Origin of the sequence: Chromobacterium sinusclupearum (assembly GCF_002902845.1) — a bacterium.
Lineage (GTDB): Bacteria > Pseudomonadota > Gammaproteobacteria > Burkholderiales > Chromobacteriaceae > Chromobacterium > Chromobacterium sinusclupearum.
On the sequence record NZ_PPTF01000098.1, the window covers coordinates 46,054 to 66,085 of the forward strand.

General features: G+C 65.5%; 21 protein-coding genes. 7 read left to right on the forward strand and 14 right to left on the reverse strand.

The window, feature by feature from the left end; translation table 11 throughout:
- Positions 1 to 87 precede the first annotated feature (87 nt).
- Positions 88 to 924 (reverse strand): isocitrate lyase/PEP mutase family protein, encoded by an 837-nt coding sequence (locus C2134_RS19970; protein WP_158248833.1) that lies wholly within the window; start codon positions 922 to 924, stop codon positions 88 to 90.
- 140 nt (positions 925 to 1,064) lie between these two features.
- On the opposite strand from C2134_RS19970, the gene C2134_RS19975 reads away from it, so the two are divergent.
- On the forward strand, positions 1,065 to 2,381 hold the full coding sequence (locus tag C2134_RS19975; RefSeq protein ID WP_103321816.1) for a bifunctional transcriptional activator/DNA repair enzyme AdaA: 1,317 nt from the start codon (positions 1,065 to 1,067) through the stop codon (positions 2,379 to 2,381).
- Here the strand turns inward: C2134_RS19975 and C2134_RS19980 are convergent.
- The 13 genes from C2134_RS19980 to C2134_RS20040 form a co-directional block, all read right to left on the reverse strand.
- On the reverse strand, positions 2,342 to 3,526 hold the full coding sequence (locus C2134_RS19980) for an MFS transporter (protein ID WP_158248834.1): 1,185 nt from the start codon (positions 3,524 to 3,526) through the stop codon (positions 2,342 to 2,344). The genes C2134_RS19975 and C2134_RS19980 overlap by 40 nt on opposite strands.
- A 14-nt stretch (positions 3,527 to 3,540) precedes the next feature.
- Positions 3,541 to 4,251: an HAD-IA family hydrolase gene (locus C2134_RS19985; RefSeq protein ID WP_103321818.1), complete on the reverse strand. Its 711-nt coding sequence runs from the start codon at positions 4,249 to 4,251 to the stop codon at positions 3,541 to 3,543.
- 12 nt (positions 4,252 to 4,263) lie between these two features.
- On the reverse strand, positions 4,264 to 5,691 hold the full coding sequence (locus C2134_RS19990; RefSeq protein ID WP_103321819.1) for a hypothetical protein: 1,428 nt from the start codon (positions 5,689 to 5,691) through the stop codon (positions 4,264 to 4,266).
- A gap of 1 nt (position 5,692) precedes the next feature.
- The gene (locus C2134_RS19995; RefSeq protein ID WP_103321820.1) at positions 5,693 to 7,237 is read right to left on the reverse strand and encodes an L-tyrosine/L-tryptophan isonitrile synthase family protein; all 1,545 of its coding nucleotides are present in this window, start codon (positions 7,235 to 7,237) and stop codon (positions 5,693 to 5,695) included.
- Positions 7,238 to 7,527: 290 nt separating this feature from the next.
- Positions 7,528 to 8,274, reverse strand: a complete 747-nt coding sequence (gene ybgF / locus C2134_RS20000) for a tol-pal system protein YbgF (protein ID WP_103321821.1) — start codon at positions 8,272 to 8,274, stop codon at positions 7,528 to 7,530.
- Between the two features lie 126 nt (positions 8,275 to 8,400).
- Positions 8,401 to 8,922, reverse strand: coding sequence for a peptidoglycan-associated lipoprotein Pal (pal, locus tag C2134_RS20005; protein ID WP_103321822.1), 522 nt, complete (start codon positions 8,920 to 8,922; stop codon positions 8,401 to 8,403).
- Between the two features lie 14 nt (positions 8,923 to 8,936).
- The gene (gene tolB, locus C2134_RS20010; RefSeq protein ID WP_103321823.1) at positions 8,937 to 10,223 is read right to left on the reverse strand and encodes a Tol-Pal system beta propeller repeat protein TolB; all 1,287 of its coding nucleotides are present in this window, start codon (positions 10,221 to 10,223) and stop codon (positions 8,937 to 8,939) included.
- Between the two features lie 28 nt (positions 10,224 to 10,251).
- Positions 10,252 to 11,148 (reverse strand): cell envelope integrity protein TolA, encoded by an 897-nt coding sequence (tolA, locus tag C2134_RS20015; protein WP_103321824.1) that lies wholly within the window; start codon positions 11,146 to 11,148, stop codon positions 10,252 to 10,254.
- Positions 11,145 to 11,558: an ExbD/TolR family protein gene (locus tag C2134_RS20020; protein WP_103321825.1), complete on the reverse strand. Its 414-nt coding sequence runs from the start codon at positions 11,556 to 11,558 to the stop codon at positions 11,145 to 11,147. Before C2134_RS20020 ends, tolA begins: the two co-directional genes overlap by 4 nt.
- Positions 11,559 to 11,672: 114 nt before the next feature.
- Positions 11,673 to 12,338, reverse strand: a complete 666-nt coding sequence (locus C2134_RS20025; RefSeq protein WP_103321826.1) for a class I SAM-dependent methyltransferase — start codon at positions 12,336 to 12,338, stop codon at positions 11,673 to 11,675.
- A 61-nt stretch (positions 12,339 to 12,399) separates the two neighbouring features.
- Positions 12,400 to 12,579: a DUF3460 family protein gene (locus C2134_RS20030; RefSeq protein ID WP_043627403.1), complete on the reverse strand. Its 180-nt coding sequence runs from the start codon at positions 12,577 to 12,579 to the stop codon at positions 12,400 to 12,402.
- Between the two features lie 66 nt (positions 12,580 to 12,645).
- Entirely contained in the window at positions 12,646 to 13,233 is a 588-nt protein-coding gene (locus tag C2134_RS20035) for a TMEM175 family protein (protein ID WP_103321827.1), read from the reverse strand.
- 19 nt (positions 13,234 to 13,252) lie between these two features.
- Entirely contained in the window at positions 13,253 to 14,230 is a 978-nt protein-coding gene (locus C2134_RS20040; RefSeq protein ID WP_146042232.1) for a sensor histidine kinase, read from the reverse strand.
- A 149-nt stretch (positions 14,231 to 14,379) separates the two neighbouring features.
- Between C2134_RS20040 and C2134_RS20045 the strand changes: the two genes are divergently transcribed.
- The 6 genes from C2134_RS20045 (at position 14,380) to C2134_RS21780 (ending at position 19,791) form a co-directional block, all read left to right on the forward strand.
- Entirely contained in the window at positions 14,380 to 15,144 is a 765-nt protein-coding gene (locus C2134_RS20045; protein WP_103321829.1) for a substrate-binding periplasmic protein, read from the forward strand.
- A 347-nt stretch (positions 15,145 to 15,491) separates the two neighbouring features.
- Positions 15,492 to 16,652, forward strand: a complete 1,161-nt coding sequence (locus C2134_RS20050; RefSeq protein ID WP_103321830.1) for a Re/Si-specific NAD(P)(+) transhydrogenase subunit alpha — start codon at positions 15,492 to 15,494, stop codon at positions 16,650 to 16,652.
- Positions 16,645 to 16,944 (forward strand): proton-translocating transhydrogenase family protein, encoded by a 300-nt coding sequence (locus C2134_RS20055; protein WP_103321831.1) that lies wholly within the window; start codon positions 16,645 to 16,647, stop codon positions 16,942 to 16,944. The genes C2134_RS20050 and C2134_RS20055 overlap by 8 nt, the downstream gene beginning before the upstream one ends.
- A 3-nt stretch (positions 16,945 to 16,947) precedes the next feature.
- Entirely contained in the window at positions 16,948 to 18,321 is a 1,374-nt protein-coding gene (locus C2134_RS20060; protein ID WP_103321832.1) for an NAD(P)(+) transhydrogenase (Re/Si-specific) subunit beta, read from the forward strand.
- A gap of 78 nt (positions 18,322 to 18,399) precedes the next feature.
- Positions 18,400 to 19,068, forward strand: coding sequence for an META and DUF4377 domain-containing protein (locus C2134_RS20065; RefSeq protein WP_103321833.1), 669 nt, complete (start codon positions 18,400 to 18,402; stop codon positions 19,066 to 19,068).
- Between the two features lie 54 nt (positions 19,069 to 19,122).
- Positions 19,123 to 19,791 carry an META and DUF4377 domain-containing protein gene (locus C2134_RS21780; RefSeq protein WP_103321834.1) on the forward strand — a complete coding sequence of 223 codons (669 nt, stop codon included), beginning with the start codon at positions 19,123 to 19,125 and terminating at the stop codon, positions 19,789 to 19,791.
- Positions 19,792 to 20,032 lie beyond the last annotated feature (241 nt).

Sequence of the window (20,032 nt, forward strand, 5' to 3'; positions counted from 1 at the left end):
GCCGAGATGTCGCGCGCGGCCTACCTGTCTGTGGAAAAAAAGCAAATTTCGGCCAGCCTGTGCATAAGTCACTCGCAAGCTGCGTGCTCAACGCCTCTCAAACAGCGCCTCCGCCTCGGCAAAGCCGTAATGGTGTTCCGCCATAGCCGTCCAGACACCTGCTCTCGCCTCGTCCGCCATCCGCCGCACCAAGCCCATCACCGCGAGCATCGGCCCTGCGCCCAGGCTGACTCGGGCGACGCCGACATCGAACCAGTCAGACGCGCCGGCCACGCCAGGCAAGGCCATCAGGTTCAGCGGGCCGTTCAAACTGGCGGCCAGGCGCCTGGCCTCGCCGGGATCGGCCAGGCCGGGCACGAACACCATGTCCGCGCCGGCCGCCAGGTAAGCATTGCCGCGCGCCAGCGTTTCGGCGAAGCGCCGCTCGGCACTCAGCCCCAAGTCCAACAAATAGGCATCGACGCGGGCATTGATCCATAGCGGCGCGTTCAACGCGTCGGCCATCTGTCTGGCGGCGGCCAGGCGGGCGCATTGCGACTCGATAGAGAACAAGGGCTGCGCCAAAGCGCCATGGCCGTTGTCCTCCAGATTGACGCCAACCGCGCCGGCCTCCATCGCCCCCCGCACAGTCACGGCGACATCCTGCGGGGATAGGCCATAGCCTGCCTCGATGTCGGCGCTGACGGGGACATCCACGCCGCGGACGATGGCTGCGATCTCGCTTAGCATCGCCTCGCGTCCTATGCGCTGAGCATCGCGCCAACCTCGGGCGTAGGCGATGCCGCCGCTGGTGGTGGCAAGGGCGGGATGGCCGGCGGCTTCGAACAACCGGGCGCTGGCGGCATCCCAGGCATTGGGCAGCAGCAGCTTGCCTTGAATGTTGAGTTGGCGGAAATGCTGGAACTGGGTCTGCGGCGCGATCATGACGACTCCTATTGTGGGAAACGCCGTCATCGTCTCTCAAGCATCGCCCGCCTGCTGGCGGATTCCGGACGTGGACAGCGCCCGCTATTCGGGTCCGAAAACCGCTGGCTGCGACGGGGAATTGGCGCGATCATCAGGCGATGGAATTCGATCCCGATACTTGCTATCGCGCGCTGGCCAGCCGCGATGTCCGCTTCGACGGCCGCTTCTTCATCGGCGTGCGCACCACCGGCATCTACTGCCGGCCGATCTGCCCTGCTCGCACCGCGCGCCGCGAAAACGTGGACTTCTATCCGACAGCCGCCGCCGCGCAGGAGGCGGGCTTCCGTCCCTGCCTGCGCTGCCGGCCGGAAGCCGCGCCGGACTCCGGCGCTTGGCGCGGCGTCTCCAACAGCGGCCACTCCCATACCGTGGCGCGCGCGTTGGCGCTGATCGAGCAAGGCGCCCTGGACGAAGCCGGTCTGTCCCTGCTGACGGATAAGCTGGGCGTGGGCGAGCGGCAATTGCGCCGGCTATTCGCGCAATATGTGGGCGCTTCGCCGCAAGCCGTGGCGCAAACGCGCCGGATACTGCTGGCCAAGCAACTGATCCATGAGACCCGCATGCCGCTGACCGACATCGCTTTTGCCGCCGGCTTCGGCAGCGTGCGTCGCTTCAACGAAGTGTTCCAGCAGCTGTATCGCCGTCCTCCTGGCGCGTTGCGCCGCGACATCGACGCCGCGGCAGCGGCGTCAGACCATATCAGCCTACTGCTGCGCTATCGTCCGCCCTACCACTGGCAAGCCATGCTGGATTACCTGCGGCGACAAGCCGTTCCCGGGTTGGAGATCGTGCGGGAAGAATCCTATGTCCGCGCCATCGCCCAGGATGGCGAATGCGGGGTGCTGACGGTAAGCCACGAGCCGCGCCAGCACGCCCTGCGTGTCGGCCTGCACCTTCCCCGTCTGCGCGCCTTGCCGCAGCTGCTGGCGCGCGTCAGGGCCATGTTCGACCTTGCGGCGGATATGGAACCGATAGAGCGTCAACTGGCGCAAGACCCCTTGTTGGCGAAGCTGGTCCCGCGGCAAACCGGCTTGCGGCTGCCCGGCGTCTGGGATGGCGAGGAAATCCGCTTCCGCCAGCTTTCGATCCCGGACAGGCTGGAGTGGCTGGAAACGCGCGGCCAGCCGCTGTCCCATCCCGCCTTTCCCGCCTTGCGCTTCGCGCTGCCGGAATCGGCCGAGCCGCCGCCGCCCGACGGGCCAGACCGGCTGCCGCCCGTGCCGGACTGGCAAGCCGCCCTGCTCGCACGGGAAGGCAAAACCGCGGATTTGTCGCCCGCCAGAATGGAAAACTGGCGGCCGTGGCGCGCCTATGCCGCGCACCACTTGCTTATGGCTGGCAACAGGGATGACGCATGCGGAACCGCCGCCCCCGCTCACGCGCCCCTGGAATACGCCTTGCGCGCGCTTTCTTGACCCGAGCGCAACACCAGCGCGGCCACGGCCAGCAAGGGCAGGCAAACCGCGTTGACCACTTGCCAGCCATAGAAGGCCATGAAGGCGCCGGCCCCGAACGAGGCCAGCACATTGGCGCTGTACACCACCAGCGAATTGATGCCCTGCGCCTTGACCCGCAGCGAGGCGGGATAGGTATTGGCCAACAGCAGGGTGCCGCCGTTGAAGATGAAGTTCCAGCCTATGCCGGACAGCGCCAGCTCCGCCATATAGACGGCGTAGCTCTGCGTGGGCAGCAGCGTCATCAGGCAACCGGCGGCGCTGATCGCGATGCCGGCCGCGACCAGCCCGCGCAATCCGAACCAGCGCACCAGCGTCGGATTGAACAGCGAGGGCAGATACATCAGCGCGAAGTGGACCTGCAACACCTGAGCGGACATTTGCACGCCGAAACCGCACATCTGCAAGGAAATCGGCGTCGCGTTCATCACCAGCGTCATCACCGCGAAGCCTATCGCGCACAGCGCGCTGGCCTTGGCGAAATCGCTGCGCAGGTCCAGCCTGCCGGAGGCGCCCGGCGCGTCCGCATGCTTGCCCAGCCCGGTCGACAGCCACATCTGCGACAGCGCCAGCAGCACGCACACCGCGGCCAGCGCGGCGAAGGCGCCGGCATACGGCACGCCGCTCAGCGCGCCGGCGAATTGCCCGCCCAGGAACGGCCCAGTCACGCCGCCGGCCACCCCGGCGCCGGTGACGATGGACACGGCGGAGGTGCGTTCTTCCGGCGTGCGCGCCGCGTCTATGGCGGCAAAACGGTAATACTGGCCGAAGGAGCTGAATATCCCCAGCAGGAAGGCGCCCAGGATCAGCGTGGCGAAACTCTGCGCCCACAAGCCCAGGCAACAAACCACGCCGCCCAGCACCCCTATTCCGGCCTTGAACATGAAGCCGCTGCGGCGGCCCATGCGCCCCATCAGCATCGACGCCGGATAAATCATCAACAACGCGCCCAGCACCGTCGCAGTGACCGGCAGCGTGCTCAGCGAGCGTTCCGGCGCCAGATAGGCGCCGGACAGGCTGGACACCGAAGTCAGCAGGGACACCACCGTGCTGGTCAAGGCCTGGCCCAGGGCCAGGACCAGGATGTCGCGGGAAGGCTTTTCCATGAAAGACATCCTCTTCAAGCGATGGCGCGGCGCCGCGCCGCGCCGGTGATGAAATCGGCCCATAGCGCCGGCAGCTCGCCCAGCGCCCCCACGGACCATGCCTCGCCGTCCAGCCCTTCGCCATAGCCATGGCGCGCGTGAATGAAGCGCATGCCAGCTGCCTGGGCGGCCTGGCGGTCTATTGCGGTGTCGCCGACCAGGGCGGCTACGTCCGGCGCCCGCCCCACCAGCTGGACCGCGTGCAATAGCGGCCGCGGATCCGGTTTCTTCCAGTCCAGGGTATCGCCGCACACGATGACGTCGAACCGGCCGGCCAGGCCCAGGCTGTCCAGCAGAGGCAACGTGAAGCGGCTCAGCTTATTGGTGCATAGCCCCAGCGCCGCGCCCTGCGCAACCAGCGCGTCCAGCGCGGCGGCGGCGCCCGGATACAAACGGGAATGCTCGGCCAGGCTCTGCGCGTAATGCTCCAGATAGCGCGCGTTGAGGTCGGCGAGCAGCGCCTCGCCCTCGCGCCCCGCTCGCGCCAGCGCGGCCCGCGGGAACGCCAATCCACCCAGCCCCAGACATTCCCGGGCCAGCGCCGTCTCCGCCTCAGGCAGGCCCAGCTCGCGCAACGCCCGGTTCATCGCCATCGCCACATCGTCCAGCGTGTCCACCAGCGTGCCGTCCAGATCGAACAGGGCCAGGCCTGCGTCCGCCGGCGTGTTCATCATGTCATCGCTCATGCCCGCTCCCGCTCAAGCCGCGGCCGAGGCGCGGCACAACGCTTGCAACAACGCCTCGTCGGCCACCGACGACAGGCACAGCGGCTGCCCCGACTCCGCCAGCCAGGCGAACACCGGATAGTCGCCCTGCGGCTCCAGGCGCACCGCCCGTGCCGGGCCGGCCCAGAATTCCGCGTAAGCGCCGAAAACGGTCTCGCCGCGCTCCCCCACCATGGCCAGCACATGCTGGGACAGCTGATTGCCGCCGCGCGGCCCCAGCGTGAAGATGGCCGGCATATCGCGCAGCTTGTCCTTCTCATGCACGGTCAGCCGCAGCGCGTTGCGGCCGCTGGCCTCCGACGCACCCGCCGTCTCGTCGCCGCCATCCATCAGGTGCAGGGCGATGTATTTGCGGGTGGACTCCCACGCCACGCTCTGGATGAAGGAGATGGCGTCCTCCAGCACGGTTTCGCTGCCTATCATGTCCAGACAGGCGGCCTGGTGGCGCGGCGAGATCAGGCTGGTGACAGCGGCCCGCACCAGGCGATTGGCATCGCCCGTCGCCAACCAGGCCGCCACGCTGTCCGGCAGCGGCAGGCCATGCGGAGCCTTTTGGCGCTGCGCCGGGTCCGGGGCGAATATGTGCTCCCAGTCGACATTCAGCAGCACGGTTCCAAACTTGGCGGCGGCCATTTCATCGGACACGCCGGCCAGCGCCTGTCGGAATTTGACGGCACGCTCGCCGGAAATGGCGGTATGGCCGCCGTCGCCCACCGCCTGCGAATAAGCCTGGAACTCGATCACGCCGGGACCGGCCAGCGCGTCGGCAATGGCTTGACGCTGCTGGTCGTAGCGCAGCGTCAGCTCCGGCCGGGTGAAAAACGCTTCGAAAAAACGGCTGCCGCCGGTCAGCACAGCCAGTTTGATGGGGCGGCCCGCCATCTTCTCCAGCGCCTTGACGATCACCAGCAAGCGGCCGATAGCGTACATTTCCGCCAGATCGGCATAGGGGCCGAAAGCTTTCAGGCCACCGGCAGAACGCTTGGGCTGGCCCCAGCCGATGACAAGAGTCGGCTCGCCGTCGCGGCCCAGCCAAGCGCGGATATTGCGCTGCAGCGCCTTGACGTCCAGCCGCCCGGCGTTCTTGCTGACGATGGGATTGCGGAAAATCTCGCATGCCTGCGCCGCCAGCAGCCAGTCAGGCTGGTCCTGATGCTCATACAGGCAGCCAGGCGGCAAGTCGGTCAGCGCGCTCGGCGCCAGCCGGGCCAGCGCGACGGCTTCCCGCTCGATGGCGGCGCGCCAGCTGCCTAGCATTTCCTTCACGCCATCGGCGGAAATGCTGGCCGACTCCGCGCGCGGCTCCAGACTGAGGCTGCCGCCCAGCTCGCTGGAGAAAACCTTGTGCAGATTGGACTCGCTCAACAACTCCCGCCCAGCGAACAAATTGCTCGTCGTCATATCATCCCTTCCTCAGCAATAAGGTGTGCATCAGGCCATTGCCGGCCAGCTCTGCCGCGGAGGCGTAGCAGATAGGTTGATCCAGCTTTTGCAGCGCGTGCAGCGCGCCGTATTTTTCCCGGTAGAAGGCCGTATCCGGCAAGCGCTCGATCAGGACTGGCACCTCGCCCAGCGACTCCCTCTCCAGCCGGTAGCGGAAAGTCAGCTTGGCGCCTTCCGCCGACGCGGCAACCCCGCCGCAGCAATGCTGGGCCGTCATATTGACATCCTGCTTGGTGGCGGACAGGAAATGCACTTCGCCCTTCTTGCCGTGTATGGTCAGCTTGATGGCGTCGCCGTCTATGCGCCGGACGACATCCAGGTCTCGGTCAGTCAGCGAGATCGCGACATAGCGGATCGCCGCCTCCCAAGCTTGCCGGCGCAGCGCGCGGAACAGCTCGCGAGTCCGCTCAGGCGGGAAATAACCCAACATGGGCAGATGCAGTCCCTGGAAGCGGTATTCGGCCAGATTGCGGTGCAGCGAGGACAGATAGGCGATATACAGCTGCTGGACCTCGTCGCCGTAATGGCGATCAGCGAAGGAATCCGTCTCGGCCAACGCGAACAGCTCCTCGTAATACACCGAGCCGACCACCGACCAGAAAGTGAAGCTCAGCTGGCCGCCGACATCGTCCAGCCGCTCGAGCGCCGCCATGCTCTCGTCCAGCGCATCCGCGTCGAAATGCGCGCCATAGCGCGCCTCCAGCTCGCGGCAGTGCGCCTGATAACGCCGAGTCCGCTCCTCGGCCAGGGCTGCCGGAATGCCGGCCGCCACCCACTGCTCGTAGTTCTCCAGCTTGACGATGTCGCCAATCGCCAGCTGTTCTATCCAGTAGCGCAAACCATCCTGGTAGGCGGCCACGAAGACGTCCGGCGTCCGACAGGCCCGGTTGTACTTGAAACCGTCCGCCAGGATGACGAACTGGCAACCAGTGGGGCTGAGCGCATGAATCACCTGGGCCGCCTCGGCGCAACGCGCCAGCGTATGCAATTCGGCGAGGTCCGGCAGCGGCCCGCGGTTCTTGACCGGACTGAACGGCTTGCGCGACAGGATGGGCAGGTGCAAGCGGATGGGCTTGCCTTGGGCGATCAGCTCGCGGACGCGGTCGCGCAGAGCCGCGCGCGACATATTGTCCTCCTTGGCCTTGAACCACCAGTTGTCGAAGAAGGCCTCGGCGATGAACTCGGCCACGCCGGGCTTGGCGACGCCATACAAACCAGCGTTCTTGCGCGCCCTAGCCACCGCCGCGCTGACCCGCTGGGCCATGGTCTCGTTCATGCCGGCGCGCAAGGCCGGCACGAAATGGTGCAGCCAGTAGTCCGCTGGCAAACGCACGGCGCGGGTATGGAATTCGGCCTTCGAATACAGATGGAAACGCTTCTGACGGACCAGGCGTATCAGGCGGTGGCCAGACGATATCTGGCTGCGCCTTTGCTCCTCGTTCAACTGGGGAGGCGCGTCTGTTTCTCCAGGCGCGCGGCGCGGCTGCGGTGACAACATATGCATTCAGTCCCTTTGCCGGCGCTGAGCCGGTGGAATCGAAGTGGATGGTTGCCTGAGCGAAGCCTCCCGCTCGATCTGATGCCGGGCGTAGAGTTATGTTTTAAGTATGATATTCACATCAATTCAATGACAATATCATTGCAAATATAGATTCGTCCACTTCCCGGTTGCGGACCGTGGCGATGAGACAACATATATGACGCAGAGTGGCTGGCTTGCTGGAACAGGCAGGAGGAAACAAGGAGGAGACAAAGCGGCCCGCTCCCGCCCGGCGGCGGGAGCGCGCGGAGATATTACATTCTGGCCAACGCTTGCTTGGCCTTCAGCGCGGCGTCGCTCTTCGGATAGAGCTTGATCAGGCGGCGATAGGTGTTCTTGGCCTGATCCACCTGTCCCAAATCGCGTTGGCAGTTGCCGATGTTGCGCAGCGCGTCCGGCGCGAAATGGTTGTTGGGGTATTGCTCGACGAAGCGGCGGTGGATGTCGATGGCGGCGTCGTACTGGCGCAAGGCGGTGTGGGCGACGCCCAGCCAGTATGCGGCCTCGGCCGCTTGCGGCGCTTGCGGGTTCTGCTGGATGAACAGCGACAGCGCGTTGACGGCATTGGGAAAGTCGCGCGCGCGCAGCAGATTCAGCGCCTTGTCGTAATCCGGCGAGGCCTGGCTGTCGCCGGCAGCGGCCTGCTGCTGAGCGGCTGCAGCCGGTTGCGAGGCATCGTGCTTGCCGGTGCCTTCCAGACGTCCCAGACGGCCGTCCAGGTCGTTGTACAGGTCGTTCTGTCGCTTCTGCGTGGTTTGCAGATTGTAGTTCAGCACTTCGATGTCGCCGCGCAGCTTGGCGACTTCGGCCTTCAGGTTGTCCACCTGGCTGACCATTTCCAGCAGCTTTTCATTGGACAGCTTGCTCTCCACCGCGGCGATGCGCGTCGTCGCCTGCTGGTTCACTTGGTCCAGTTGGCGGCGGGTGGCTTCCAGGTCGCTGGTGCTGGCGCAGCCAGCCAGCGTCAACAGCAGGGCGCTACTGATGGCGATGCGATTCATGGGCTTTCCGATGGATGAAGACTGCCGGATATCATAGCGGTTTGGCCGCCGCTTGGCAGCCCGCCCCTTGATATCCGGCAGGAGTGACAACGGCGGGCAGCCTATGCGGCCCCCCGCGGCAGGCGCTTACTGGCCCTGATAAACGATGTCGGCGCGACGGTTCTCGGCGTAATCGGCTTCGGTGTGGCCGGTAGCCTTAGGCTTTTCCTTGCCGAAGCTGACCGCTTCCAGCTGCTGTTCCTTCACGCCCAGCACTTCCATCGCGTGCTTCACGCTCTCGGCGCGGCGCTGGCCCAAGGCCAGGTTGTATTCGCGGCTGCCGCGGGCGTCGGTATTGCCCTGGATGATCACTTTCTTGTCCGCCTGGCCCTTCAGGTACTCAGCGTGGTTGGCCACGGTGGTCTTGCCTTCGCCGTCAACGGCGGAGGAATCGAAGGCGAAGTAGACGCTGCGCTTGGCCAGCGGGCTGTTCGGGTCGTTCAGCGGGTCCATCGCCGCATTGCTCTGGGTGGCCGGAGCCGTTACCGGAGCCTGGGTCTGCGGGGCTTGGGTAACCGGAGCGGCCGGGGCTTCGGCCGGTTTGGTGCTGGCGCAAGCGGCCAGCAGGGTAGCGACTGCAGAAGCAAGGGCGAGTTGTTTCAGATTCATCATTTGGCTCCCGATCAAGGATTGTTGAATGGACCCCATGCCGGGTCCTGTACATCACCGTTAAGCACTGCCAGTTTCACCTTGCTGCTGCCGTCGGCGGTGGCCGCGTACAGCACGCTGTGTCCGCCTGCGTCGCTGGAGTACAGCACCATGCGGCCATTCGGCGCGAAGCTGGGGCGCTCACTGTAACTTCCATCTGACAATAGACGCGTGTCATTAGTTGCCAAATCCTGCGACATCACACGGAAATTGCCGGCGGCGCGACGAATATAGACCAGCGTCTTGCCATCGGGCGACAATTTGGGCGAAACATTGTAATTCCCTTCCCAGGTGACGCGCTGGGCGTCGCCGCCGTTCACCGGCACGCGATAGATCTGCGGATTGCCGCTGCGATCGGACACGAAATACACCATGGAGCCGTCCGGACTGAAGGACGGCTCGGTGTCGATGCCGCCGTTGTACATCAACCGCCGCGCCGCGCCGCCGTCGGCGCTGATAATGTAGATTTGCGAATTGCCGCTTGTGGTCAGCACCACGGCCAGCTTGCTGCCGTCCGGGCTCCAGGCCGGCGCGGAATTGCTGCCCTTGAAGTTGGCAACGGCGCGACGCTGGCCGGTGGCCAGATCCTGCACCCATACCACCGGCTTCTGGCTGGCGAACGACACATAAGCAATATAGCGGCCGTTCGGACTCCAGCTAGGCGAAATGATCGGTTCGGTCGAGCGCAGGATAGTCTGGCTGCGCTGGCCGTCCACGTCGGAAATCTGCAGCGCGTAGCTGCGGCCGCTCTTCAGCACATAGGCGAGTCGGGTGTTGAAGAAGCCCTTCTGCCCGGTGATGGCCTCGTAGATCAGGTCGGCGATGGCGTGCGCCACCTGGCGGCTGCGGTCCGGCGTCACCGTGAACTCCCCGCCGGTCAGCTGCTTCTGCTGCGACACGTCCATCAGCCGGAAGCTGATCTTGATCTGGCCCCCAGCCGCGTTTTCCACCTTGCCGATGGCGATGGACTGGGCCCCTGCCGCCTGCCACAGCGGATAGCGCACGTCCGCCGGGACGAACGGCACATTGGCGACGGCGGACGGGTCCACCAGGCGGAAGGCGCCGGACAAGGCCAGGTCATTGCGGATCACCGGCGTCAGGTTGCCCTGGGTCGGCCCTTCGTCCTTGAACGGCACCACGGCAATGGCGTGGCGGCTGGCGCCGCCGCCGACGATCTCGATGTTCAGTTCGGCGCGCGCGCTGCCGGCGACCAGCATCGCCGCCACCAGCACGCCCCGCAACAGGGCTTTCAAACTGGGCATGTTTTCCTCAAGTCTTCGCTTTGTCCGTTCAACGCGGACGGAATTTCAGGACAAATGTCCGGTAACCATCATTGAAATTGGCGCCGGCCGGCAGTTTCGGAAAAGTCTTGGCTTCCCACACCGCTCTTTGCACGGCATCGTCGTAAGCCGGCACGCCGCTGCTTTTCACCAGCTGCACCGACTTCACTTCCAGCGTGGGCAGCAGCGTCACCCGCAGCTGCGCTTCCGGATTGCCGGCCATGGCTGGCGGAATCTGCACCAAGGGCGTCACCTTGGCCTTGACCATGTCGATCCAGCCGGCGCTGACGCCGGAGCCGTTGACCGCGCCGCCGGCCACGCCGTTCTTGCTGCCGGCCTGGTCGCTGCGCGCGTTCGGCTTGCCGCTGGTGCGCGTGCTGTCCAAGCTGGACAATAAATCATCCGCCTCGCTGTTATAGGCTTTGGCCGTCCGGTGTCCAGGTTTCGCCGCAGGCGGCGTCTGCGCGACCTTCGGCTCTTTCTTCTCTGGCGCCTTCTGCGCCGGCTTGGCCTTGTCGTGCGGTTTGGGTTCCGGCTCGACAGACTTGGGCTCCGGCTTAGGCTTTTTCGGTTCCGGCTTGGGTTCGGCCGGCGGCTTGGGTTCCGGCTTGACCACTTCGGGCTTGGGCGGCGTTTTCTTGCCCAGATTCACCTCGGCCGGCGGCGTCGCCACCGCTGGTTGCGGCTCAGGCGCCGGTTGTGGCGCGGGAGGCGGCGTCACCGGCGCGGTAATCGTCGCCGGCGGCGGCGGCGCGGTCGTCCACAGCTCCAGGGCCAGCGGCGCGGGATTCTGCGGCTCCGATGACTGGAAACCACCCCACAGCAGCAGGCCGATCACTGCAGCGTGAAACAGCGCCGAGGCGATCAGGGTCCAGGGGCGCAGCGAGGAAGACGATTGCGAACTCATTGCTTGGGCGTTTGTTTGACGGTCAGCGCCACGCGCTTGATGCCTGCCTGGTGCAGGCGATCGGCGATCTTCACCACTTCAGCGTATTTGAGGTTGGCATCGGCGGAGATCGCCACCGGACGCTGTTCGTTGCCGGCCAACGCCTGCAACTGGCTGGCCAGATCGTCCAGCGAGTCGACGCGGGTTTTCTGCTCGCCGTCTATCAGCTCGATCTTGCCGGTGGCGTCCACGGTGACTTCCAGCGGCCGCACATCGATGGACGCGGCTTGGGACACGCTGGGCACATCGATCACGCCGGGGGTGAACATCGGGGCGGTGACCATGAAAATCACCAGCAGCACCAGCATCACGTCGATGTAGGGCACGACGTTCATCTGGTTCATCTGGCGGCGGGGACGGCGATTCAGCATGACGGATTCAGATTCGGCTCGGTCAAATGGCCATCATAGCATCGGCAATGGTGTCGATGCTGCGGCCAAAACGTTTCAGACTGCGTGGATTCATCGAAAGTTCATGCCACGCGTTTAACGCCGCGAGCACAGCGTCAAACCATCGCCTATCGGCAGCACGCACATATTGACGCGCGGATCGGTCTTCAGGCTGGCGTTGAAGGCATGCACCAGATGCACGCCGGGCGGGTCTTCCGGCTTGGGCTCCACCACGCGGCCGGACAGGAAGATATTGTCGATGGCGATGACGCCGCCCGGCCGCACCAGTTCGAGACAGGCTTCGTAGTAATCGAGGTAGCTTGGCTTGTCGGCGTCGATGAAGGCGAGGTCGAAACTGCCGGCGCGGCCGGCGTCCAGTAGTTCGCGCAGCGTGGCGAGCGCGGGTTGCAGCCGCAAGTCGATGCGCTCCGCTACCCCGGCTTTTTGCCAATATTCGCGGGCGATGTTGGTGAAGGTTTCGCTGACGTCGCAGGCCACCACCGCGCCATCCTCTGGCATCGCCAGCGCCACGGTCAGCGCGCTGTAGCCGGTGAACACGCCGATCTCCAGATAGCGGCGCGCGCCGATCAGCCGCGCCAGCCAGCCCATGAACTGGCCTTGGTCCGGCGAGATCTGCATCTTGGCCAGGCGGTGGCCGGCGGTGAATTCGCGCAGCTCGCGCTGCACCGGATGCTCGGTGACGGCGATGTCGAACAGATAATCGGAGAGGGCGCTGTCCAGCGCCACGGTGCGGCGGGTCATGATGGGCTTTCCAGAAATGACAAAACGCCCGCATAGGGCGTCGATCGGGTCCGGCCGGGGCTTATTCCGGCTGGTAGACGTAAGGCTTCTGCGGCACGCGCGACTCCTTCCAGCGGCGCTGGTCGTCCAGGTCGACCTGGCGGTCCCACAGCGTCAGGCGCAGCTCGCGGCGCTCGTTGTCCACTTCCGGGTTCTTTTCCAGGAAGCCATTGATGAACTTGGTGAAATCGGACTGGTACATGGTACCTACCCCCTGATGGATGGATAGCGACATTTTAAACGAATACGGCTGCCGCCGCCACGCGCTTCAGTCCCCGCCCTCCTCGTACAACATGCACTCGATGCGCCGGTCCGGCACCAGCCACATCAAGGCCACCGCCAGGTACAGCGCGCCGGCCAGCCAGGGATGCCACCAGGCCGAGGCGATGGCCAGCAGATAGCACACGGGCGAGAGCTTGCCCTTGATGTCGCCGCCCAGCGCCTCCGACAGCCGCGTGCGGTTGCCCGGCAGGCACAGCAGCGCCTGCTGCATGATCCACCAGGCGATGGAGCACATCAGCAGCACCGCGCCGTACAGCGCCACCGGCAGCGGCTCGTAATGGTTCTGCCCCATCCAGCCGGTGACGAAGGGAATCAGCGACAGCCAGAACAGCAAGTGCAGATTGGCCCACAGCACGCGACCGTCGATGCGGCGGGTGGCATGGTAGAAATGATGGTGGTTGTTCCAATAAATGCCGACGTAGACGAAGCTGAGCAGATAGCTCAGAAACACCGGCAGCAACGGCGCCAGCGCCTGCCAGTCGGTGCCATGCGGTACTTTCAGCTCCAGCACCATGATGGTGATGATGATGGCGATCACGCCGTCGCTGAACGCCTCCAAACGGTTCTTTTCCATGCAGGACTCCCGAGTTGTCTCATTCAGCCGCCCGCCGGTACGGCAGGCGCAGGCGGGTATGGTAGCGGTCGCCGCGGCGCTCGGTGACCAGGCTGGCCTCGGCGTCGAAAAACAAGGCCAGGCGCTCGCGCAGATTGGACAAAGCCATGCCGCTGCCGGGGCTGGCGGCGTCGGACTCGTCCGGCACCGGGTTGTCCAGCGCCAGCTCCAGCAAGCCGCCGGCCAGGCGCGCCGCCACCCGGATCTCCACCTCGCCGGCCAGCCGTTCCGCGCCGTGATAGACGGCGTTTTCCACCAAGGGCTGCAGAATCAGCGGCGGCAGCGCCGCATCCTGCGGCGCATCCAGTTGCCACGCCACGCGCAGGCGCGGCCCCAGCCGCTCCGACTCTATCGCCAGATACATCCGCGCCAGCTCCACCTCGCGCGCCAGCGTCGACGCGCGCGCCGGGTCCGCCATCTGCGCCCGGAACAGGTCCGACAGATTCTCCAGCACGCTTTCCGCCTTGGCGGGCTGCAGCCGGATCAACGCAATCGCCGCGTTCAGCGTATTGAACAGGAAATGCGGCCGGATGCGCGCCTGCAAGGCCGCCAGCCTGGCCTCGGCCAGCGCCGGCGACAAGGCGCGCTGCCGCAGCGACAGGTAATGCAATAACAGCGCCGCCGCCAGCGCGGCTACCCACGGCGCGGCCCAGGCCTGGCCCAGTTCGCCGCGCAGCGCGTACTGGCACAGCGCGAAACTGCCGCCGGTCAGCGCCAGCGCCCACAGCGGCCCCAGCCTTTGCCTGGCCAGCCATGGTTGGGCCAACGCCAGCAGCGCCAGCGTCAACAGGCTGCCGGGCACGATGGCCAGCGCCGTCTGCAGCCAATGCCACAAAGGCTCCGGAGCGCCCAGCGCCAGCAGCCCATCGGCGCACAACAGCAGCAAAGGCAATAGCAGGACGCGCAGCATCACGCCCAGATTGCGGAAATCCGGCAATGGCGTCATCAGGGATAGCAAGCGGCCTCCTCAACCGTGGCTCATGTCGCGATCATAGCAAGCCAGCCGGCGAGCCGGCGCGACAGATTCATACGAATCAATACATTCAAACAGAAAATATTCGGCACGGTGTATAACTTTAGGATGAGTCGATCCGAACCGAGTCCGCCATGAAACTCTTGCTGGCCATCCTGCGCCTGCTATGGCTATGCGCATGGGCCGCTTCCGCGCTGGCCGCCGAGCTGCTGATCTCCACCGGAGAATACGCGCCATGGAGCGGCGAGCAATTGGCGCAGCAAGGCTTCGTCAGCCGGGTGGTGCGCGAGGCCTTCGCCCGCGAAGGCATACAGGTGCGCTTCCATTTCATGCCGTGGGCGCGGGCGCTGGAATCGCTGCGCAACGGCGACGTGGGGGCCAGCTCCTTTTGGTACGACGATCCGGCCAAGGCGCAGGAATTCCTATACAGCGAGCCGATCTCCGAGCACCGCGAATTGCTGTTCCACCGCAAGGATCTGGCGATGCCGCGCTGGCAGAAGCTGCGCGAGCTGAGCACCCTGCGCTTCGGCGCCACCCGCGGCTACACCTATACCGCCGAATTCCGGCAACTGGCCAAGCAAGGCGTGTTGTCGGTGGAGGAAGCCAATGACGACAAGACCAATCTGCTGAAGCTGCTGGCCGGCCGCATAGAACTCTTCCCCTTGGACGAATTTACCGGCTGGCAACTGCTGTCCTCCGACGCTTTCCCGCGCGGCGCGCACGATCTGGTCACCACCGAAGCCCGCCCGTTCAGCATCCAGTACGGCCACCTGCTGATGCAACGCTCGCCGCGCAACGAGCAACTGATGGCCCGCTTCAACGCGGGCCTGGCCAAGCTGCGCGCCGACGGCACGCTGGAGCGCTTCAAACTGGACCTGTATCGCGGCAGCGGCCAATAGACCGCCTCTGATCCGGCGCAAACTTTTGCGGTTTACGCGGTTTTCCCGGCTTTACACCGCGGCGGCGTGACGATTACGGTGGTTCCCCGGCGCCGCCAGGCCTCCGCGCGCCGCACAAACCAATTTTCATGATATTTGAATATCAATCCGTTTTAATCATGGCAAACCGCCTCCGCCCTGCGCCGTTTCCCGCCCTGGCCACTATGTCAGACGATATACGGTAGCCAATATATGGCTTGCATAATGCACTGCAACATGCTTTTAATCATTTTCAAACAGCCGTTCGAAAACGCCGCGCACGGCCGTTCAAGATCCTGAATTCCCATCCATTTGCAGGAGATCCAGAGATGCACATCGCCATACCAGCCGAACGGCTGGCCGGAGAACACCGTGTCGCGGCCACGCCGGAGACGGTGAAGAAACTGGCCGCCGCCGGCCACACCGTCGCGGTGGAAGCCGGCGCCGGCAAGGCCGCGGCCATCCCCGATGCCGCCTATCGCGAGGCCGGCGCAAGCATCGTCGAACAGCGCCCCGCGCTGCTGTCCGGCGCCGACATCGTGCTGTGCGTGGGCTCGCCCGACGCCGCCGACCTCGACGCGCTGAAATCCGGCGCCGTGTTGGCGGGCATGTTGTCGCCCTACCACAACCCGCTGCTGCCGCAACTGGCGGCCAAGCGCGTGTCGGCCTTCGCGCTGGAGCTGCTGCCGCGCACCACCCGCGCGCAGAGCATGGACGTGCTGTCCAGCCAGAACAATATCGCCGGCTACAAGGCCGTGCTGCTGGCCTGCCAGTTCTATCCGCGCTTCATGCCCATGCTGATGACCGCCGCCGGCACGGTGAAGGCGGCCCGCGTGCTGGTGCTGGGCGTCGGCGTGGCCGGCCTGCAGGCCATCGCCACCGCCAAGCGGCTGGGCGCGGTGGTGGAGGCTTACGATGTGCGCCCCGCCACCCGCGAGCAAGTGGAATCGCTGGGCGCCAAGTTCATCGAAGTGCCGATGAGCGATGAGGAGAAGGCCGCCAGTTCCGGCGTCTACGCCCGCGAGATGACGCCCGAGTTCCTGGCGCGGCAGAACGAACTGCTGGCCAAGCGCGCCGCCGCCGCCGACATCGTCATCACCACCGCGCTGATTCCCGGCAAGCCGGCTCCGGTGCTGTTGCCCGCCGCCAGCGTGGCGGCGATGCGGCCGGGCTCGGTGATCGTGGACCTGGCGGCCGAATCCGGCGGCAACTGCGAACTGACCCGCGCTGGCGAGGCCTGGCAATCCGACAACGGCGTGCATCTGGTGGGCCTGACCAATCTGCCTTCGATGGTGGCCGCCGACGCCTCCAGCCTGTACGCGCGCAACCTCCTGACCTTCCTCGGCCTGCTGCTGAGCGCCGAGGGGCTGAAAATCGACCTGGAAGACGACCTGCTGGCGGCCACGCTGATTACCCATCAGGGCGAACTGCGCTTCGGCACCACCGCCAAGCCCGCCGCGCAAACGAATAAGGAGCCGCAACATGGTTGACCCCTTCATCACCAGCCTCACCGTCTTCGTACTGGCCATCTTCGTCGGCTACCACGTGGTATGGAACGTCACCCCGGCGCTGCACACCCCGCTGATGGCGGTGACCAACGCCATCTCCGGCATCATCATCGTCGGCGCCATGCTGCAGGTGGTGGACATCAACGGCCAGGAAATCACCCTGACCTCGGTACTGGGCACCATCGCCATCTTCCTCGCCAGCATCAATATCTTCGGCGGCTTCCTGGTGACCCAGCGCATGCTGGACATGTTCAAGAAAAAGAACAGGGGCTAAGCGATGCAGAATATTTCAGCGATTCTTTACCTCGTCGCCGCAGTCCTGTTCATCCTGGCGCTGAAGGGGCTGTCCAGCCCGGCTTCGGCGCGGCGCGGCAATCTGTACGGCATCGTCGGCATGGCCATCGCCGTGCTGACCACCCTGCTGATCCTGGACAAGCCGGTGCTGGCGCTGATCGCCGGGGCCATCGCCGCCGGCGCGGTGATAGGCGGCTGGAAGGCGCGCACGGTGGAAATGACCGGCATGCCGGAGCTGGTGGCCGCCATGCACTCGCTGGTGGGCCTGTCGGCCGTGCTGATCGCCGTCGCCGCCATCTTCCACGCCGGCGTGGAGCACACGCCGGTGCAAAAAGTGGAGTTGTTCATCGGCGCCTTCATCGGCGCCATCACCTTCACCGCCTCGGTCGTCGCCTACGGCAAGCTGTCCGGTCGTTTTGGCGCCAAGGCGGTGAGCTTCTCCGGCCAACACCTGCTGAACCTGATCCTGGCGCTGGCCATGCTCGGCTTCGGCCTCGCCTATTTCGCCACCGACAGCCAGGCCGCCTTCCTCGCCATGCTGGCCGTGGCGCTGGTGCTGGGCGTGACGCTGATCATCCCGATCGGCGGCGCCGACATGCCGGTGGTGGTGTCCATGCTGAACAGCTACTCCGGCTGGGCGGCGGCCGGCATCGGCTTCACCCTGAACAACCCGGTGCTGATCATCGCCGGCGCCTGCGTCGGCTCATCCGGCGCCATCCTGTCCTACATCATGTGCAAGGCGATGAACCGCTCCATCGTCAGCGTGCTGCTGGGCGGCTTCGGCGCGGAAGTGGCCGCCGGACCAGCGCCCGGGCCGGGCGAGGCCAAGCCGTACAAGGCCGGCAGCGCCGAGGACGCCGCCTTCCTGATGGCCAACGCCGACCAGGTAGTGATCGTGCCCGGCTACGGCCTGGCGGTTTCCCGCGCCCAACACGCCTTGCAGGAGTTCGCCGAACTGTTGCACGAAAAGGGCGTCAGCGTCCGCTACGCCATCCATCCGGTGGCCGGCCGCATGCCGGGCCACATGAACGTGCTGCTGGCCGAGGCCGAAGTACCGTACGAGCAGGTGCTGGAAATGGAGGAAATCAACGCCGACTTCTCCACCACCGACGTGGTGCTGGTGATCGGCGCCAACGACGTGGTCAACCCGGCTGCGCAGAAGGACAAAGCCAGCCCGATCTACGGCATGCCCATCCTGGAGGCGCACAAGGCGCGCAACGTCATTGTGGTGAAACGTTCGATGAGCGCCGGCTATGCGGGGTTGGATAACGAGCTGTTTTACATGGATAAAACCATGATGGTGTTCGGCGATGCGAAAAAAGTGGTGGAAGACCTGCTGAAAAACGCCGTACATTGACGACGCCGCCCGCGCTGAGCAACGCCTGCCGCTGGCGGGCGTTTTTGCATTCTTCGCTCGACAAGAACAGGAGACAGCATGCCCTCCCTCAGCGCCCTTCTCATCAGCGGCAGCATGATGCTGCCGACGCAAGCCCTGCCCGATCTGCAACACACCGAATGGCGGCTGCAATCGCCCGCCCAGGCCGCTCCGCTGCCGACGCTGAGCATCGCCGATGGCGGCATCAGCGGCTTCGCCGGCTGCAATCGCTTCACCCTGGGCATAGACCATGACGGCAAGCACCAGGTAGCCACCACCCGCATGGCCTGCGCGCCAGAAACCATGCAGCGCGAACAGGCGCTGCTGAAACTGCTGGGCGCGCCGTTCCGGCTGCTGCCGTCCGATGACCGCCAGCACCTGACCTTGCGGGCCGGCAAAACCGAATACCGCTTCGAACGGATCGACGCCGCGGCGGCGCAGGCCGCTATCGCCGCCAAACCGGCCGCAGCGGCATGGCAGCCCGCGCCCGGAGAGCAATACTGGTACGTCACCAGCGGCGCCTGCGCCAGCGGGCCCTGCCTGCAGCTGCGCAATCGCGAAGACCAGCCATGGCAGAGCTATGCCGGCGCCATCAGCGGCTTTCAACCCGAGCCAGGCCACCGCTACTACCTGAAACTGCAGGGCGAGCCGGCGGCCGATGGCGGCCAGCCGACGCTGCAACTGGTCAAGGTGATCTATCAGGAAACGGTCACGCCGATAGCCGATTGACGGAACCCACGGCGCGCGGCGGCGTCTGACTTCCATTTACATTAGGAAAATACGATGAACCATCGCCTGATCCTGTCCGCCCTGGCGGCGGCCCTGCTGGCTGGTTGCGCCGGCATCCAAGGCCCCGCCGGCTCTGCCGCAGCGCCCACGCTGTCCCAGTTGCAAGGCGAGTGGAAGCAGCTGGATGCCGGCCCGGCCGCCGCCAGCTTGCAGATCGCCGAGCAGCGGCTGTCGATCAAGGCCGGTTGCAACGGCATGTTCGGCCCGGCCACGCTGGAAGACGGCAAGCTGCGCGCCAAGCCGCTGGCCGCCACCATGATGATGTGCCCGCCGGAGGCGATGCAGCGCGACGCCGCGCTGAGCCGCCAGCTGGAAGCGGGCATGCCGGTGCGGCTGGAACAGGGTCAGTTGCTGCTCGGCGAAGGCAAGGACGCCATGCGCTTTGAAAAGCTGCCGCAAGGCGAGATCAAGTTCATCTACGTCGCCGCCGAGCGCAAGCCATGCAGCGGCGTCGCGCCGATGCAATGCCTGCAGGTGCGGGCCGACAAGAACCAGCCGTGGCAGCTGCATTACGGCGAGATCGAAGGCTTCCAGCCGGAACCCGGCGTGGCCTACCGCCTGCGCGTCAAGGAAGTGAAGGTGAACAATCCGCCGGCCGATGCCTCATCCATCCGCTGGATTCTGGACATGGTGGTGGAGCAGGAAGTGGTGAAGCAGCCCTGAGGGCCTGCTCCAATTCTGCTTGGCAGGATTTGAACCTGTAGGGCGGGCAAGGCCCAGAGGCCTTGCCCGTGTCACCCCGGAAACGGAGCCGAAAGGCTTCAGACGCTGGCTCGGCCATAAGCGCTGCCGCGCGGGCAAGGCCTGCGGCCGGCCCGCCCTACTTGGCTTTGCATCCGCTGCATGGATGCGTCCAAAACGGATCACCGCCCCCGCTCTGCTACAATCGCGGCATTGAAATTGC